General features: G+C 64.2%; 16 protein-coding genes and 2 pseudogenes. 7 read left to right on the top strand and 11 right to left on the bottom strand.

The features are described from left to right. Positions 1-51: 51 nt before the first annotated feature. Positions 52-243 carry a hypothetical protein gene (locus FJW07_RS10560; protein ID WP_226891741.1) on the bottom strand — a complete coding sequence of 64 codons (192 nt, stop codon included), beginning with the start codon at positions 241-243 and terminating at the stop codon, positions 52-54. On the opposite strand from FJW07_RS10560, the pseudogene FJW07_RS10555 reads away from it, so the two are divergent. Further along, positions 238-587, top strand: a pseudogene (locus FJW07_RS10555) (MFS transporter); the annotation flags it as partial. The gene FJW07_RS10560 and the pseudogene FJW07_RS10555 sit on opposite strands and share 6 nt — an antisense overlap. On the opposite strand, the gene FJW07_RS10550 reads toward FJW07_RS10555, so the two are convergent. The 3 genes from FJW07_RS10550 to FJW07_RS10540 are packed head-to-tail and all read right to left on the bottom strand — an operon-like array spanning position 588 to position 2,396. Then, entirely contained in the window at positions 588-1,061 is a 474-nt protein-coding gene (locus FJW07_RS10550) for a DUF4262 domain-containing protein (RefSeq protein WP_140856266.1), read from the bottom strand. After that, positions 1,051-1,701, bottom strand: a complete 651-nt coding sequence (gene maiA, locus FJW07_RS10545) for a maleylacetoacetate isomerase (protein ID WP_140856264.1) — start codon at positions 1,699-1,701, stop codon at positions 1,051-1,053. The genes FJW07_RS10550 and maiA overlap by 11 nt, the downstream gene beginning before the upstream one ends. Beyond that, positions 1,698-2,396 carry a fumarylacetoacetate hydrolase family protein gene (locus FJW07_RS10540; RefSeq protein ID WP_140856262.1) on the bottom strand — a complete coding sequence of 233 codons (699 nt, stop codon included), beginning with the start codon at positions 2,394-2,396 and terminating at the stop codon, positions 1,698-1,700. The genes maiA and FJW07_RS10540 overlap by 4 nt, the downstream gene beginning before the upstream one ends. 204 nt (positions 2,397-2,600) lie before the next feature. Here FJW07_RS10540 and FJW07_RS10535 point away from each other — a divergent pair, with 204 nt between their 5' ends. After that, entirely contained in the window at positions 2,601-3,284 is a 684-nt protein-coding gene (locus tag FJW07_RS10535) for a response regulator transcription factor (RefSeq protein WP_040981753.1), read from the top strand. 10 nt (positions 3,285-3,294) lie between these two features. Here the strand turns inward: FJW07_RS10535 and FJW07_RS10530 are convergent, their stop codons facing one another. Together FJW07_RS10530 and FJW07_RS10525 are read right to left on the bottom strand one after the other, a co-directional pair. Continuing rightward, the gene (locus tag FJW07_RS10530) at positions 3,295-4,632 is read right to left on the bottom strand and encodes a hybrid sensor histidine kinase/response regulator (RefSeq protein ID WP_140856261.1); all 1,338 of its coding nucleotides are present in this window, start codon (positions 4,630-4,632) and stop codon (positions 3,295-3,297) included. Between the two features lie 4 nt (positions 4,633-4,636). Continuing rightward, entirely contained in the window at positions 4,637-5,821 is a 1,185-nt protein-coding gene (locus FJW07_RS10525) for an FIST signal transduction protein (RefSeq protein WP_140710684.1), read from the bottom strand. 260 nt (positions 5,822-6,081) lie between these two features. Here FJW07_RS10525 and FJW07_RS10520 point away from each other — a divergent pair, with 260 nt between their 5' ends. The 4 genes from FJW07_RS10520 (at position 6,082) to FJW07_RS10505 (ending at position 11,083) form a co-directional block, all read left to right on the top strand. Further along, positions 6,082-6,582, top strand: a complete 501-nt coding sequence (locus FJW07_RS10520) for a (2Fe-2S)-binding protein (protein WP_140856259.1) — start codon at positions 6,082-6,084, stop codon at positions 6,580-6,582. A 112-nt stretch (positions 6,583-6,694) separates the two neighbouring features. Then, positions 6,695-9,043, top strand: coding sequence for a xanthine dehydrogenase family protein molybdopterin-binding subunit (locus FJW07_RS10515; protein ID WP_140856257.1), 2,349 nt, complete (start codon positions 6,695-6,697; stop codon positions 9,041-9,043). Positions 9,044-9,055: 12 nt separating this feature from the next. After that, complete coding sequence (locus FJW07_RS10510) at positions 9,056-9,853, top strand: xanthine dehydrogenase family protein subunit M (protein ID WP_140856256.1); 798 nt, start codon at positions 9,056-9,058, stop codon at positions 9,851-9,853. Positions 9,854-10,060: 207 nt separating this feature from the next. Beyond that, positions 10,061-11,083 (top strand): acyltransferase, encoded by a 1,023-nt coding sequence (locus tag FJW07_RS10505; RefSeq protein ID WP_140856254.1) that lies wholly within the window; start codon positions 10,061-10,063, stop codon positions 11,081-11,083. A 147-nt stretch (positions 11,084-11,230) separates the two neighbouring features. Here the strand turns inward: FJW07_RS10505 and FJW07_RS10500 are convergent, their stop codons facing one another. Together FJW07_RS10500 and FJW07_RS10495 are read right to left on the bottom strand one after the other, a co-directional pair. Next, positions 11,231-11,740: a GNAT family N-acetyltransferase gene (locus FJW07_RS10500; protein ID WP_246680733.1), complete on the bottom strand. Its 510-nt coding sequence runs from the start codon at positions 11,738-11,740 to the stop codon at positions 11,231-11,233. Then, complete coding sequence (locus tag FJW07_RS10495; protein ID WP_140856253.1) at positions 11,740-12,495, bottom strand: copper homeostasis protein CutC; 756 nt, start codon at positions 12,493-12,495, stop codon at positions 11,740-11,742. The genes FJW07_RS10500 and FJW07_RS10495 overlap by 1 nt, the downstream gene beginning before the upstream one ends. 181 nt (positions 12,496-12,676) lie before the next feature. Here FJW07_RS10495 and FJW07_RS10490 point away from each other — a divergent pair, with 181 nt between their 5' ends. After that, positions 12,677-13,132 (top strand): carboxymuconolactone decarboxylase family protein, encoded by a 456-nt coding sequence (locus FJW07_RS10490; RefSeq protein WP_140856251.1) that lies wholly within the window; start codon positions 12,677-12,679, stop codon positions 13,130-13,132. Positions 13,133-13,174: 42 nt separating this feature from the next. Here FJW07_RS10490 and FJW07_RS10485 read toward each other — a convergent pair whose 3' ends face one another. The 3 genes and pseudogenes from FJW07_RS10485 to FJW07_RS10475 form a co-directional block, all read right to left on the bottom strand. After that, complete coding sequence (locus tag FJW07_RS10485; protein WP_140647696.1) at positions 13,175-13,606, bottom strand: cupin domain-containing protein; 432 nt, start codon at positions 13,604-13,606, stop codon at positions 13,175-13,177. A 225-nt stretch (positions 13,607-13,831) separates the two neighbouring features. Beyond that, positions 13,832-14,110 carry a hypothetical protein gene (locus FJW07_RS10480; RefSeq protein ID WP_140856249.1) on the bottom strand — a complete coding sequence of 93 codons (279 nt, stop codon included), beginning with the start codon at positions 14,108-14,110 and terminating at the stop codon, positions 13,832-13,834. A gap of 163 nt (positions 14,111-14,273) precedes the next feature. After that, a pseudogene (locus tag FJW07_RS10475) lies at positions 14,274-14,947 on the bottom strand (EmrB/QacA family drug resistance transporter); the annotation flags it as partial.

Below are 14,947 nucleotides of genomic sequence, written 5' to 3'. Positions count from 1 at the left end.
CTGGTCGACCGGAAATCGATTCTGCCAGGGCCGGGACTGGCAGACGGATCATTACTCCGCTTTCTGGCGGAAGTCGGCCAGCCGCGTTTCGCCGGGCGCAAGCTGGCGTCCGTCCTCCGCATGCTCCAGCCGCCGGATCGGCCTGCCGGTCCGGGTGTCGACCATGAAGGTGTAGGGCTCGCCCGGCCCGGAGAAATAGGTCTCGCCCCATTGGCGCAGCGCCATCAGGTCGTAGAGGGCCAATTGGTGACCGGCCTCAGCCTCTCGCTGATGGCTGCTGCCTGGCTGCCGATCGCCCTCATGGGGTCCTCGCTCTGGCTGCTGGTGCTGGGCATCGTCATGCTCGACCTCGCCATCCAGGCGGTGCACGTCACCAATCAAAGCCTGATCTTCGCCCGACGGCCGGATGCCCGCAGCCGCTGGTCGGCGGCTATATGATCTTCTACTCGCTGGGCAGCGCGCTGGGCTCGATTGCCTCGACCAGCACCTATGGCGCCTGGGGCTGGACCGGCGTCTGCCTGCTTGGGACCGGTATCGGTCTGGCGGCGCTGGCGTTCTGGGCCGCGACGGTGAGGGTAGGGCGCTAGTTATGGCGGCGGAGTATCGAGCAGTGGCTGCCGTTCGCGAAACCATTCATCAGCCTCGACATCCCACGGCCAAATCCCGGAAGTTGTCGGAAAGATAAGCTGCACGATCCGGAAATCCGGCCCGTCGTAGAACCATATGTCCCAACCGAAATATTCCGGGTAGTGATCGGGATGGACCGCACCGAACTGACAATCGAAGCCTCCTCCCAGGAAACCCGACGCCCGCGCACCGACGCTGAACCTCTCGCCGCCGCGCACGCGTCTGCAGTACTCGTTGATGATGGTTAGCGAAAGGTCCGGCTTGAGCCCGATAACGACCAATTCAGGGACGCCAAAATTGTGCTCTATCCCGACCGAGTATGCGAATGGCGGATGCTCGTCCTCCTCCAGCACATAGAGAATGTGGCAGCCGTACTCTTCGATGTCGGCGAATGCCTTGGCCTCCTCGGCGTCTTTGGCTTCCCTACTCGGCATCGATCTGGTTCTGCGGCGCAGCCTTCTGGAACGCCGGCAGCGCCATGCAGGCGGCGTTGATGCGCGCGATCACCGGATAGGGGGCCATATCGATGCCGAAGCGGGCATTGTTGGTCACCTGGGCGGCGAGGCAGATGTCGGCCAGGCCCGGCGTGTCGCCATGGCAGAACGCGCCGGTCTCGGGCGACGAAGCCAGAATCTTCTCAAGCGGCTGGAAACCTTCATTCACCCAATGCCGGAACCAGTTGACGACGTCCTCGTCGCCGGCGCCGAACAAGGTGCGCAGCGAGGTCAGCACGCGCAGATTGTTCACGGGGTGGATGTCGCAGGCGATCATCTGCGCCAGCATCCGCACTCGCGCCCGGCCCAGCGCATCCTTCGGCAGCAGTTGCGGTTCGGGCTGGATCTCGTCGAGATATTCGATGATCGCCAGCGACTGGGTCAAAAGCGTGCCGCCGTCCAGAACCAGCGCCGGCACCAGGCCTTGCGGGTTCACCGCGAGATAGGCGGGCTCGAGATGTTCGCCGTGGCGCAGATGATGCGGCACATAAGTGTAGTCCAGTCCTTTCATCTCCAGCGCAATCCGCACCCGGTAGGAGGTGGAGGAGCGGTAGTAGTTGTGAAGGACGAGGTCGCTCATCGCCTCGGCTGCCCGATGGCCACCGTGATCTCGCCGATGCCGTCGACGCCGCCGGTGATCCTGTCGCCCGCCTGGACCGCTCCGACGCCGGCCGGCGTACCGGTGAAGATCAGGTCGCCGGGCCGAAGCTCGACCGCTTCGCTGCAAATCGAGACGATATCGGCAATCGGCCATATCAGCTCGGCAAGGTCGCCGTCCTGTTTCACCGCGCCGTTGACGGCAAGCCAGATACGGCCTTTTTCCGGATGTCCTGATTTCGCGGCTGGAACCAGCGGGCCGCAAGGCGCCGACTGGTCGAAAGCTTTCGACCAGTCCCAGGGACGGGCTGCTTTCTTTGCCTGATCCTGCAGGTCGCGGCGGGTGAGGTCGACGCCGACGCCATAGCCCCAGACATGAGCGAGCGCCTCGGCGCGCGGAATGCGGAAACCGGCCTCGCCGATGGCGACGACCAGCTCGATCTCGTGGTGCAGGTTCGAGGTCAGCGGCGGGTAGGGGATCTCGGCGCCGCTGTCGACCACCGCGTCGGCCGGTTTGGTGAAGAAGAAGGGTGGATCGCGCTCGTCATTGCCGAGCTCACGCGCATGCGCGGCGTAATTGCGGCCGACGCAGAAGATGCGGCGCACGGCAAACCGCTCCGCCGCGCCCGCGACGGCAACCGAAGCAATCGCCGGTGGCGGAAGGACGAATTCTGGCATGATTTTTCTCTGTGCTGGCATGAATCGTTAGCACCTTCGGCCGATTTCGACCCGCGGGCAAGACTCGACGTCCCTGCACATCGGCCTGTCGTTTCAGTGACAATGCGCCGTACCATTGGGCGTGTACTATTTGCCAATAATCTGGCCATGATCACGGGACTATCCTGTGCCGGCTGAAACCGAACCGAAGCCTGAACCCGTGCAATGACCTCCGTCAGCGATCGCGCCCGCTTCCTGATCATCGACGACCACCCGCTGTTTCGCGAGGCGCTGCATAGCGCCGTGCAGATGGCCTATCCGGATGTCGATACGGTGGAGGCGCGCTCGATCGCGGAAGCGATCGAGCTTCTTGCCGACGCCAAGCCGTTCGACCTCGCGCTGCTCGATTTGAGCATGCCCGACGTGCATGGCTTCGAGGGACTGTTGCAGCTGAGGACCCGTTATCCGCGGCTGCCTGTGGTGATCGTGTCGGGCTACGAGGAGCCGAAGATCATCTCCGAGGCGCTGTCCTATGGCGCCGCCGGCTTCATCCCGAAATCGGCCCGCAAGAGCGATCTCGCCGCCGCCATCCGCTCGGTGATGGATGGAGCGGTCTATGTGCCGGAAAATTACGAGGGCCAGCCGCCCGATCCCGACAGCACCGACCGCGCCGACATGGTGCAGCGCCTGGCCAGGCTGACGCCGCAGCAGCTGAGGGTGCTGCAGATGTTGCGCCAGGGCATGCTCAACAAGCAGATCGCCTACGAGCTGCAGGTGGGCGAGACCACCGTCAAGGCGCATGTCTCGGAAATCCTGCGCAAGCTCAATGTCTACAGCCGCACGCAAGCGGTGATCGAGGTGTCGAAGCTCGACAATGCGGAGCTGTTTCGGGACCAGGCCGGGTTTTGAAGCGGCATTTCTAAGCCAGCAGATGCGCCAGCAGCGCGCGCAGTTGCGCAGGCTTTAGCGGCTTGCGCATCAGTTCGATGCCGGCTGCTCGCGCCGCCTTGGCAACGAGCTCGGAGCCGTCGGCGGTGACGATCAGCGCGGGCACCGGGCGGCCTAGATAGTCGCGCACTTCGGCTATCGTTGAGGTGCCGAGGTCGCCGCCGTCGAGATGCTGGTCGGCGATGATGATGTCGGGCACCCAGGCGGTGTCGCCGAGCAGGTCGAGCGCATCGTCGGTCGAGGTGGCGGCGCGCACCAGGCATTGCCAGCGCTCGAGCAGCGAGGTCATGGCCGCGAGCACGTCCATGTCGTTCTCGACCAGCAGCACCCTGGTGCCGAACAGGCCGTAACCGCGCGGCCGCTCCATGTCGGCGGCGGCCATCGCCGGCTCGGCCGTGGCCATGCCGACCGGCACGTCGATATGGAAGATGGTGCCGCGCCCGACCTTCGAGGAAAAGGTGATGGGGTGGCCGAGTGCCGCCGCCATGCGGCGCACGATCGCGAGGCCGAGGCCAAGCCCGCCGGCGAGTTCCGCATTGTTAAGCGTCGAGGTGCCGCGGTGGAATTCCTCGAACACCGCCTCACGCTGGTCCTCGGGAATGCCGCAGCCGGTGTCGGCGACGTCGATGCGGATGATGTCGCCGCGATGCCTGGTGCCGACCAGCACGCCGCCCGAGCGGGTGTAGCGCAGCGCATTGGAGAGAATGTTCTGCAGGATGCGCCTGAGCAGCGTGCGGTCGGAGCGCACCACCACGTTCACCGGCCTGAATTTCAGCGACAGGCTTTTCTTTTCCGCTTCGGGCAGGAAATCCGAGCGCAGCGAGGAAAACAGCGCCTCCAGGCTGACGTCAACGACTTCCGGTTGCACCACCCCGGCGTCGAGCTTCGAGATGTCGAGCAGCGTGCGCAAGAGGTCTTCCATCGTCTCCAGCGAGCGCTCGACTTGCCGGACAAGCTTCCTGCCTTCCTCGCTGGCCTGGACCTCGGCCAGCGCCGAGACCGACAGGTGCGCGGCGTTGAGCGGCTGCAGCACGTCGTGGCTGGCGGCGGCGAGGAACCTGGTCTTGGAGAGGTTCGCCAGTTCGGCGTTCTCCTTCGCCTCGCTGAGGTCGATGTTCGACTGTTCGAGCCGGCGCAGCGTCGCGTGCAGTTCCTCGGTGCGGTTGCGCACCCGGTTTTCCAGCGAGATGGCGGTCTGGAACAGCGAGAAGGCATTGCCCTGCTGGTCCATCGAACGCTCGACGCGGCTGACGAGGGCCGCGTTGATCTTCTTCAGCCTTTCGAGGTCGTTGATGTCGCGAAGCGGCATCTCGCTACTCGGCTGCCTGGGGCTCGCCGAAGGCGATGCCGGTAAAGGTCTGGTTGAGGTGCATCGAGCGGTACTGCTCGCCATAGGTGCCGAAGCCGATGACCTTGTTGGTCCGGTAGAGCTCCGAAATGTCCCGGTAAACCTGGCGGTTGCGCGCATCGAGCCGGCGCAGAACGCAGTCGAAGCCGAGAATCATGTCGATGCCGCCGAGCTTGCGTTCGGCGTCCTGCAACGCGGCGCGCGTCGCTTCCACCATGTTCTTCGGCTGGGCGATGGACAGAACGACGCCATCGTCGATGGCGCAGAAGAACGACAGCGAGCCGTCGACATGCATGCGCTGGATGGAGCGGCAGTAATATTCGCCGGCCACTTTCACCACGACGGGATGGGAGGCGAAGCTTAGCGGCGTCAGCGCCTGCGCCACAGTGCCGACCGAGGCCGCGTATTCCTCCGCCGCGTTGGTGGCGTTGAATTCGCGCACGATGCGATGGTCCGGGTCGGACGACGTCACCACCAGCTTCTCGTCGGTCGGAATGAAATTGTCGGTCTTGAAGACGTGGAAGGGGATCTCGGTCGCGACCAGCACGATGATGGCGCTGTCGGACGTGACTTTGCCGTTCGAAATCAGGCTGGTCGTCTCGAATTTCAGATCGTCGCCCGCGGAGCCGCCGATCAGCGGAATGTCGTCCAACCCCCAGTGGATGGCCGAGGTCACCGCTTCCTCGGCATAGGAAAGCCCGTCGATGAAGCAGAGGGCGAAGACGCTCTTCGCCCGCTCCTGGCCGGCGCGGCAGCGCAGCAGGCGCCGCAGCTCCACGACCTCGCCGGTGATCCCGTCCATGCCGGAGGAGGAGAGGTTCTCGACCATGGTGCTGACGGTCGAAAACGACGCCGACGGCAAAAGCAGGGCAAGGGCATGCCCTTCCTCCAGTCCCTGCGGCGTGATTTCGCCGGCGGTCGAGCAGCCGGCATAGGCGAGCGACGGCGCATGGACCTTCAGCGCTTGCGCGAGCCCCGCCGCGTCGACCAGGCTTTGGGAGAAGAACAGAAGCGCAAAGCCGGCGTCGACAGCCGCCGCTTCGGCCGCGATGGCCCGCGCAAAGGCATTCGGGTCGGGCTCATCCGTGGTGAGCGCCGAAAGGCCCGATGCATAGCGTGTGCTCGAACTGGCCAGCTGCCGTCTCCGCAATTTCCTCCAACGCTGTTTTGTGCGTGTCTTTTCTTATGCGTGTCAGGCACGCTTCGCGTCGAAGGCATCTTTGCCTTCAATCCCGGTTTTGGCAATGGGGCCGGTTGCTGCGCTGCACATAGCTTTCGCCATGATCGAAAGTACAATGGAACCGGCGCTGGCAGCACTGTTTTGCCCGTTGTACGCTACCCGAATAACGCACTGCCGAAGCACAAGCGCGGCATTCGGCAATGACCAAGGTTGATACCCAGGGAGGTTGCATGTCGGACGTGTCGTTGACTGTGAACGGGAGGCGGGTCAGCGGGAACGCCGAGGACCGAACGCTTCTGGTGCATTTCCTTAGGGAACATCTCGGACTCACCGGAACGCATGTCGGTTGCGATACATCGCAATGCGGCGCCTGCGTCGTGCATGTCGACGGCCGGGCGGTGAAGTCCTGTACCATGCTGGCCGCGCAGGCCTCGGGCTCGACCATCGTCACCATCGAGGGGCTCGCCGACGGGGCCGAGCTGCATCCGGTGCAGGCCGCGTTCAAGGAGCATCACGGGCTACAATGCGGCTTCTGCACGCCGGGCATGATCATGGCGGCGACCGACATGATCGCGCGCCATCCCGAGGGCCTCGACGAGGCGACGGTGCGCGCCGAGCTCGAAGGCAATATCTGCCGCTGCACGGGCTACCACAACATCGTCAAGGCGATCCTCGCCGCATCGGAGACGATGGCGAAGGGCGCCAAGGGCAGGGCGAGACAGGCAGCTTAGGGAGTAGGCAGTAGGCAATAGGGAATAAGGCAAACGGCGATACGACCGCGAGCCCCTCACTACTGCCTAACCCCTACTGCCTATTCCCTTAATTCCGGAGGAATTTCCGCAAATGGGTATCGAAGGCGTCGGCGCCCGCGTGGCGCGCAAGGAAGACAAGAGGTTCATCACCGGAGGCGGCCGCTATGTCGACGACATGGTGGTCCCCGGCATGAAACATGCCGTGTTCGTGCGCAGTCCGCACGCGCATGCACAGATCAAGAAGATCGATGTGAAAAAGGCGCAAGCGATGCCCGGCGTCGTCGGCGTGCTCACCGGCAAGGAGCTCAAGGCCGACGGCATCGGCAACCTGATCTGCGGTTGGATGATCCACTCCAAGGACGGAACGCCGATGAAGATGGGCGCGTGGTCGCCTCTGGCCGTCGACAAGGTGCGCTATGTCGGCGACGCGGTCGTCATCGTGATCGCCGATACCAAGGGCCAGGCGCGCGACGCGGCGGAAGCGGTCGAGATCACCTACAAGGAATTGAAGGCCGTCGTCGACGCCACCAAGGCCATCCAACCCGGAGCGCCGCAGGTCCATGCCGAGGCAGAGAACAACCTGATCTTCGACTGGGAGCTCGGCGACGCAAAGGCCACCGACGCGGCGATCAGGTCGGCGGCCCATGTCACGCGCATGAAGATCGTCAACAACCGGCTGGTGCCGAATGCGATGGAGCCGCGCGCGGCTCTCGGGCACTACGACAAGGCGGAGGACCACTATACCTGCTGGACGACGTCGCAGAACCCGCATGTCGCGCGGCTGGTGATGAGCGCCTTCTACAACGTCGCCCCGGAGAACAAGCTCAGGGTCATCGCGCCGGATGTCGGCGGCGGCTTCGGCTCCAAGATCTACATCTATCCGGAAGAGATCGTCTGCCTGTGGGCATCGAAGAAGACCGGCGTTCCCGTCAAATGGGTCGCCGACCGCACCGAAAGCTTCCTTTCCGACGCGCATGGCCGCGACCATGTCTCGACGGTGGAGATGGCCTTCGACAAGGACAACCGCATCACCGGTCTGAAGGTCGACACAATAGCCAATCTCGGCGCCTACATGTCGCTGTTCTCGTCCTGCGTGCCGACCTATCTCTATGCCACGCTGCTGTCGGGCCAGTACAACATCCCGGCGATCCACGCCAATGTGCGCACCGTCTATACCAACACCGCTCCCGTCGATGCCTATCGCGGGGCAGGGCGTCCGGAGGCCACCTACGTGCTCGAGCGGATGATGGAAACCGCGGCGCGCGAGCTTGGCGTGCTGCCGGCGGAACTCAGACGCCGCAACTTCATCACGTCCTTCCCGCACCAGACTCCGGTGATCATGGCCTATGACGCGGGCGATTATAACGCTTCGCTCGATGCGGCGATGAAAGCCGCCGACTATGCCGGCTTCACCAAGCGCCGCGCCGACGCCACTAAGCAGGGCAAGCTGCGCGGCATCGGCATGAGCTGCTACATTGAGGCCTGCGGCCTGGCGCCGTCGTCGGCGGTCGGCTCGCTCGGCGCCGGTGTCGGCCTCTGGGAATCGGCGGAGGTGCGCGTCAATGCCGTTGGCACGATCGAGGTGCTGACCGGATCGCACAGTCATGGCCAGGGCCATGAGACGACCTTCGCGCAACTGGTCACCCAGCGCTTCGGCGTGCCGATCGACTCAGTCTCGATCGTGCATGGCGACACCGACAAGGTGCAAATGGGCATGGGCACCTACGGCTCGCGTTCCGGCGCCGTTGGCATGTCGGCGATCGCCAAGGCGCTCGACAAGGTCGAGGCCAAGGCCAAGAAGATCGCGGCCCACCTGCTGGAAGCCGACGAGGGCGACATCGTCATCGAGAACGGCGAGGTCAAGGTTGCCGGCACCGACAAGAGCCTGCCCTGGTTCCAGGTGGCGCTTGCCTCCTACACCGCCCACAACCTGCCGGCGGGCATGGAGCCCGGGCTGAAGGAGACGGCCTTCTACGATCCGTCCAACTTCACCTTCCCGGCCGGCTGCTACATCTGTGAGGTCGAGATCGACCCCGAAACCGGCACGACAGAGATCGTCCAGTTCGTCGCGGCGGACGATTTCGGCAACATCATCAATCCGATGATCGTCGAGGGGCAGGTGCATGGCGGCATCGCCCAGGGCGTGGGCCAGGCGTTGCTGGAAGGCGCGCATTACGACTCAAGCGGCCAGCTTTTGACGGCAAGCTACATGGATTACACCATGCCGCGCGCGGGCGACCTGCCGTCCTTCAAGGTCTCGACCTCGAACACGCCATGCCCTGGCAATCCGCTCGGCATCAAGGGCTGCGGCGAGGCCGGCGCCATTGGTTCGCCGCCGGCGGTCATCAACGCCATCACCGATGCGCTCGGCGTCGTCGACATCGCCATGCCGGCGTCGCCCGCGACGGTGTGGGCAACCATCCGCGCGACGAAGCACTGAGGAGGAACGAGCATGTATTCCGTCAACTACCATCGCGCCGCCTCGGTCTCCGATGCCGCCAGGCAACTCAAGAACGGCGACGCCAAGCTGCTCTCCGGCGGCATGACACTGATCCCCGCCATGAAGACGCGGCTCGCGGCGCCCTCGGACCTCGTCGACGTCTCGCGGCTGAAGGACCTGCAAGGCGTCAAGGTGTCCGGCAAGACGGTCACCATCGGCGCCGCGACGACGCATTACGACGTCTCCACCGACGACAAGCTGAAGAAGGCCTGCCCGGCGCTTGCGCATATGGCATCCCTGATCGGCGATCCGGCGGTACGCTATAAAGGCACGATCGGCGGCTCGATCGCCAACAACGATCCGGCCGCCGACTATCCGGCCGCGCTGCTGGCTCTGGACGCGACGATCGTCACCAACAAGCGCGAGATCGCGGCGGACAAATTCTTCAAGGGCCTGTTCGAGACGGCGCTGAAGGAAGGCGAGATCGTCACCGCGGTAAGCTTTACCGCTCCGGCCAAGGCGGCCTACCAGAAGTTCCGCAACCCGGCTTCGCGCTACGCCATCGTCGGCGTGTTCGTGACCAAGGGCAAGGACGGCGTGAGGGCGGCGGTGACCGGCGCCGGCGAGGACGGCGTTTTCCGCTCCAAGGAAATCGAGGCGGCGCTGGCGAAGAATTTCGACGTCGCGGCACTCGGCGGCCTCAAAGTGTCGGCAAAGGGGCTGATGAGCGATATCCATGCCTCCGCCGACTATCGCGCCAATCTGATCGCGGTGATGGCCAAGCGTGCCGTGGCCGCCGCCAACGCCTGAACGCTCTCAGCCTGGGTGAAGGAAAGGGGCCCTCGCGGCCCCTTTTTCTTTCGTATTCGCAACGACTTGGCGGGAATACCTGAGTATTCGCGGTTTCGCACTTGCACAATAATATCCCGCACTGCAAAATGACCCCGGCGGGAATACCAGACGGTCCGAGACGCGGGCAACGCTTCGCATCCGGACCTCGAGTTGCGAAGGCACGGTATGACCGACATCTCCGCAGCGTCCGTTGTCCTGCCGCGGGCCGCAATCGACAGGGAAGCCAGGACAAGACTGGCCTATCTCGACGGCTGGCGAGGCCTGTCGATCGCCATGGTGCTGATCGGCCATTTCTTTCCGGTCCCGGGACTCAATCTCGGCGTGCTCGGCGTCGAGTTCTTCTTCGTGCTGAGCGGCCGGCTGATGGGCGAAATCCTGTTCATCGAACGCTTTCCGCTGAAGAAATTCTTCAAGCGCCGCTTCTCTCGCATCTATCCAGCGCTGCTGGTGTTCGTGATTGCCGCCATGATCGGCCTGACCGGAACCTTCATCGCCTTCAAGTGGAAGGCGGCGCTGACGGCGCTGACCTTCACCTACAATTACGCCGGCACCCTGATCACCCGCGCCGGCGCGCTCGACCACATCTGGTCGCTCTGCGTCGAGGAGCATTCCTATATCCTGCTCGCGCTGATCAGCGTGGTGGTAACCGGAAGAACGAACGTCGTGCGGCTGCTGGTCGTGCTGGCGCTGCTGGCAATGGCCAACGGCGCCATTTCGTACGGGGTTCTCGGCATGGGCTACGAGGCCACCTACTGGCGGACCGACGTGCATATCGCCTCGATCCTGCTGTCCGCCGCGATCTGCCTGCTCAAGGCCGACGGGCGCCTGCCGGCTTTCCTGGAAAGCCAGCATGTGGCGCTGGCGGCGGCGGTTGGCGGCCTGTTGCTGTTCCTCGATCCGGTGCCGACCACGATCCACTATCTTGTCGGCGTGCCGCTGCTGGCGCTCGCCGTCAACACGCTCGACTTCGCGGGCGGCTACCTGACGGGGCCGCTGTCGTCCCGGCCGATGGTGATGCTCGGCCTGTGGTCCTATTCGCTCTATCTCTGGCAGCAGCCTTTCTACAAATTCGTCGATGAGAAGGGGAGCGCAGCGATCCCGATGCTGGCGGCTGTATTCGCCGGCGCGCTTTGCAGTTATTACGTGATTGAGAAACCGGCCCGCGGCTGGCTCAACCGCAATTGGTGAGATCAGGTTCCTGCGGCGTGCCTTCGGGGATGTCCCAGCTTTCGTCGAAGCGGAAGACATTGCTCGCCATGATGTCGCCCCCAGCCAGCGGACCGGCTATATTAGCTGCGGCTTGTTTTCCTGGCCAGCAGCGTTCGGAAGCGCCGTTCAGGCGGCGATGGGCTTCGCCCAATAGCGCACCGATTTCTTGCCGCCGTGGATCACCGCGTCGCCGACCTCGGCGAAGCCGAGCGCTGCGTGGAAGGCATCGGAGGCCGGGTTGGGCGGATCGGCATTGACCTCGCAGGTGACGATGGTGTGGCCGGCGAGGCGGGCCTGCTCGAACAGGTCCTCATAAAGCCGGCGGGCGTGGCCGCGGCCGCGGGCGTCCGCGGCCACGACGACGCGATCGACATAGACGAAGTGCGGATAGCGCTCGCGAAACCAGAGGAAGTTCGGACTGTCGTAGTTTGCTTCCTGGTCGAAGCACATGATGAAGGCTTCCAGCGCGCCGATGCGGCGGGTGTAGAAAGCTTGCCCGAGCAGGAATGAGAGCCGTTCCGGCTCGAGCCAGGACAACTCCGCGGCATGCTCGTTGTTGAGGGCGAGGATGGCGGCCTCATCGGCGGGCGAGACCTGTTCGATCGGCAGCAATTCCTTGCTCATCGTCTTCGCCATCAGGCTCTCGCGGCCGCGATCGTCGCCGCCACCTTGGCTTGGTCGGTCACCGTGTTGCGGTATTCGCGGTCGAGGTCGGCGCCGCCCATGCCGACATTCGGGTTGCGGTAGCGCATGGCGCTCGGCACGTCCGCCAGTGCTGCGAAATGCATCTCGGTCAGTCCGGTCCGCCTGCGCACCTCGCCGATCGTGTCGGGCGCGAGGGCGCCGCAGCCGAGGATGATGATGCGCCCGCCCGCCTGGCGAACGAGCTCCGCCAGAAGCTCGACGCCTTCGACCGCCGTATCGCGCTGGCCGCTGGTCAGCACGCGGCCGACCTTGCAGCGGATCAAGGCTTCGAGCGCCTCGACCGGATCGCGCGTCATGTCGAAGGCGCGATGGCAGGTGACGTTGAGCGGGCCGGCGGCCTCAACCAGCGCGCTCATGCGCGCCTCGTCGATGGCGCCGTCGGCGGTGAGGCAGCCGACGACGACGCCGGCCACGCCGAGCTCGCGAAGCGCTTCGACATCGGCGAGCATCGAGCGGTATTCGGCCTCGCTGTAGAGGAAATCGCCGCCGCGCGGACGCACGATGACATGAAAGGGAATGGTCGCGCTTTGGAGCGCGGCGCGCACCGTGCCCATGCTCGGCGTGATGCCGCCTTCGATGAGGCTGGCGCAGAGCTCGACCCGGTCGGCGCCGGCGGCCTGGGCGGCAAGCAGCCCGTCAATGCCTTCGACGCAGATTTCGATCAGGGGTTTTTGCGTGTCCGCCACGGGTTTCCATCCATGCTTTCGACGAGATGCGCAGCCCTAGCATCGGGCGGGCCGCCGCGAAAGCCGCAACGATCGGTCCAGCCATGGAGGTGCTTGACAATACATAACTGCAAAGTTATGGATAACTCATAACTGAAAAGTTATTGATTGGTGCGAGCCCTGTTGGCCAAGGAGACCGACGATGAAAGCAAGATTGAAGAACCCGGTGATGCTCATTCCCGGCGCACTGCAGGCGCTTCTGGCGCTCGACAAATCGACCGAAGCCGGCGACGTGCCTTATGTGACGCGCAAGCTCGTTCATCTGCGCGCCAGCCAGATCAACGCCTGCGCCGTTTGCGTCGACATGCATGCGCGTGAGCTGAAGAAGGCCGGCGAGAAGGACGAGCGGATTTTCGCCGTGTCGGCATGGCGGGAGACGCCGTACTTCAACGAAGCCGAACGCGCGGCGCTTGCGCTGACGGAAGCCGCGACGCGCCTGGCCGATCGTTCCGACGCGGTGCCGGACGAGGTATGGGACGAGGCCGCGCGCCATTATGACGACAAGGCGCTCGCCGCCCTGGTGATCCAGATCGCGCTGATCAATGCGTTCAACCGGCTGAACGCCACCACGCGGCAACCGGTGGGCGCCTGGGGGTGAGGCGAGAGGCGGGTGCCCGCTTCGGAGCCGGCCCTTCGCCGGCTACTGTTTCAGGATCGTGTTCTTGGCGCCTTGCTCGACCTGGTCGATCACCAGAAGCTTCACCGGATCGGCGCCGATATTGGTGGCCTGGTGCCACTGGCCGATCATCTCGACGATGAAGTCGCCGGTTTTGTAGGTGTTGGCAGCGCCGGTCTCGACATTGGTCACCTTGAGCGTGCCTTGCTCGACATAGGCGTAGCGCGGGAAGGGGTGCTTGTGCACAGGCAAGGTCGCCCCCGGAGCGATCTGGTAGGACGAGACCTGAACCTCGACGTTCTTCTGCGGCAGCGTGATCGGCTGGCCCGACGCGGTCGTGGTCTTCGAAGCCAACGTCGTTACCACGACCGGCGTATTGCTGCTGTCCAACGCGTTGGCCGCGGTCGCATGGACGGTGGCTATCGCCAGCAGTGCCGATATCGTGATGTTGCGCATGGTCCCCTCCAAAGTTGCCGCACCATCGCCCGACGGAAATTGACGCGCAAGCATCCTTTTGCATGCGCCGAATTTTCGGGCGCTGCGGTCTAAGCTGCTCTGGAAGACGTGAAAGGCCCCGGACATGCCGGGGCCTCAGCACTGTAATCATCGCCTCAGCCGCTCGGCCGGCTGATTCGCTGTGCGATGGAAATCAGGGACGTGCCGGGAAGGTGATCCGGCGGATCAGCTCGGTGCCTTGCCGCCGTTCTTCTTGCAGTCCGAGCGGAACTTCTCGCGATCCTTGCCGTGGAGGCCTTTTTGATCCGCGAGCGTCGAGCATTGCTTCGAGATCGCGGTCTTTTCGGGCGTCATGGCGGTTTTCGGCTTCTTCGTGGTTGGCGCCGTGGTCGTTGTCGTGGTGGCGGCGGGCGTGGTTGTCGTTGTCGACATCGCCGCCATGGCTCCGGTGGTGACAAATCCCGCGAGAGCGAAAGAGGCAAGAAGACGTGCTGCGGCTTTCATTGCGATCTCCATTGTTTCGAGTTCCCCCAAGCGGGGGGGGCTAGCATCGGACTGAGGCTCCACCGTGCCGAGCCGCAGCGCGGGGTGGACACTTTGTCGTTACCGGGAGTGGCGCTTGATGAGCACGCCATCACGTTGCGGTGAAACACTCCAAGCGGCTCTGTCACGCAGCGGGGCTGTCCTGCTGTTTGCCAGGCCCGGGCTTCGGCGCCCGGAGCAGCAAGGTGAACGGCACGAGCAGCGCCGTCGCTATCGCGCAATAGAAGAAGACGTCGACATAGGCGAGCAGTGAAGCCTGGCGACCGATTTCCTGTCCGATCCAGCCGACGGCCTGTTGCCTGGCCTCGATCAGCGGCGAGCCCTCGGCGACGAAATGGTCCATCACCTGGCGGAGAGTCTGCTGATAGGCCTCGCTCGACTGCGCCGTGTGGCCGACCAGCACCGACTGATGCAACTGGGCGTTCTGGGCGATGACAGTGTTGGACAGCGACACGCCGATGCTGCCGCCGATGTTGCGGGCGACATTGATCAGCGAGGATGCCTGATCGGTCTTTTGCGGTGGCAGGCCGACATAGGCGGCGGTGGAGATCGGGATGAACAGGAACGGCAGGCCGATCATCATGTAGATGCGCGCATAGGCGAAGAAACCGAAGCTGGCGTCGGGCGTCAGCGAGGTCATGTGCCAAAGCGCGACCGCGATCACCGACATGCCCATCATGATGAGATAGCGCGGCTGAACGACACCGGCCGCAAGGCCCGAAATCGGCATCAGCATCAGCATGGCGATGCCGCCCGGCATCATCGACAGACCGGAAAGGGTGGCGGTGTAGTCGAAGG

Origin of the sequence: Mesorhizobium sp. B3-1-9 (assembly GCF_006439595.1) — a bacterium.
Classification (GTDB): Bacteria; Pseudomonadota; Alphaproteobacteria; order Rhizobiales; family Rhizobiaceae; genus Mesorhizobium.
The sequence above is the reverse complement of the archived record's forward strand: the minus strand, read 5'-3'. Positions and strand labels throughout refer to the sequence as shown.